1 pseudogene is annotated in these 1,506 nt (G+C 70.1%); it reads right to left on the bottom strand.

Annotation, left to right across the window (positions count from 1 at the left end):
• Nucleotides 1-1,498: pseudogene (locus tag KV557_RS41735) on the bottom strand (IS200/IS605 family accessory protein TnpB-related protein); the annotation flags it as partial.
• Nucleotides 1,499-1,506 lie beyond the last annotated feature (8 nt).

The following is a 1,506-nucleotide window of genomic DNA, read 5'->3' as shown; positions in this document are numbered from 1 at the left end:
CGGTCCGTGACGGGGCGGCGGGTCTCCTCACGTCCTCGGGTGCCTGGTCCGGCCTGGGCGGTCCGATGCCCGCCGGCATCGCTCTGGTGCCGGCGGGGCGGTGTCGTCCGTCGCCGGATCGGGTGTCCGAGGGCGCGTCGTCCGATAGCCACCGATGCCGCCTGGTGGCGGCTGGTGGCACGAGTCCTGGTGGTGAGGGGCTTCTGCCAGTGCTGTGCGCCCCACATGCTGGTGTAGGCGGGGTCCACGGCGATCACGCTGACGCCCTGCTCGGCGGCCATCGACAGGAGCCGGGCCCTGAGCTTGCCGGTGGGGATACCGGAGATCAGCTGCCGGAACTTCTTCCTCCGTCCGTGCCTCTCACGGGTCTTGGAGTCGGTGAAGTCCAGGTCTTCGACCGCTATCGCTTGCACGCCCGCGGCCTTGGCCCAGTGGAGGAGGCGGGTGATCGCGTGGCGGAGCTGCGCGTCCCGGTGGGTGGCAGTACCGGACAAGTCGTAGTCGATGCGGCGGGGTTCGCCGACCGGGTTGCCGTGGGTGTCCAACTGCCAGGCTGCGAGGTGGTCGGCGTTCATGTCCACGGCGACCACGCCGTCGGCGCGCAGGCTGTCCATGGCGACGAGGGGCAGGTCTTTGCGGGTCCAGGCCGCGTCCAGATACCAGCGACCACGGTCCACGTCCAGGTGGATACGGTAGGCGACAGCACGGTTCGCCTCTACGCGGTCCCGCCATTGCGCACCCCGGTGCGGGAAGCTCACACGGGCGGCCAGGACGTACCGGCCGTTCCTGGCGTTTGCGCACCCGGCGAGCGGGGCGGGGAGCTTGATGCTGATCTCACCGTCGGGGGCGACCCGGATCGTCTCGTTCCCGAACCTCTTGCCGGACTCCCCGTCAGCGGTGAGGAACCAGCGCGACGCCTCCCACCGCTCACGCCACTCGGGGACAGTCAGACCAGCCGCCGGCTGTGCCGCGTGTTGGCCAGTTTCCGGCCGCCGCGCACCACATGGACCCGCCCCGCCTCCCGGTCGGCCGCGACTCGCTCCCGCCGGGCCTCCAAGGCGGCCAACCGGCGGGACTTCCGGAACCACTCGCACTTCGACCGGTAGCCGCCCGGAGCACGCTTGCTGCCCTTCTCCCCGACCGGCAGCGAAAGCCGGTGGGAAACCGTTCTGATACCCGCGTCCAGCCCCTGCAAGTGCGCGAACTGCGCACGCCGGGACAAGCCCCACTGGTCATGCGACACCGCGGTGACCGACCCCACCCAGCGGGACGACGACACCGCCGTCAACTCCCGCTTCCGACCGGCCCACGTCTGCGTGGAATGATCCAGACCGTCAGCACACCGGACCTTGAGATCCCGCGACGCCAGCGAACCCATGTGTTCGCCGACCAGCCGCAACACCTTTACATCCTCGGGCGTCAGGCCCTTGAGACGGTCACGTATCGACACACCGGACGGCCCGTCGGCAACAATCGGCCGGGCGATCTGCCGCAGCAGCTTCTTCG

It is taken from the genome of Kitasatospora aureofaciens, assembly GCF_019192735.1.
Lineage (GTDB): Bacteria > Actinomycetota > Actinomycetes > Streptomycetales > Streptomycetaceae > Kitasatospora > Kitasatospora aureofaciens_A.
Note: the sequence above shows the minus strand (reverse complement) of the source record. Positions and strands in the feature narration are given on the sequence as shown.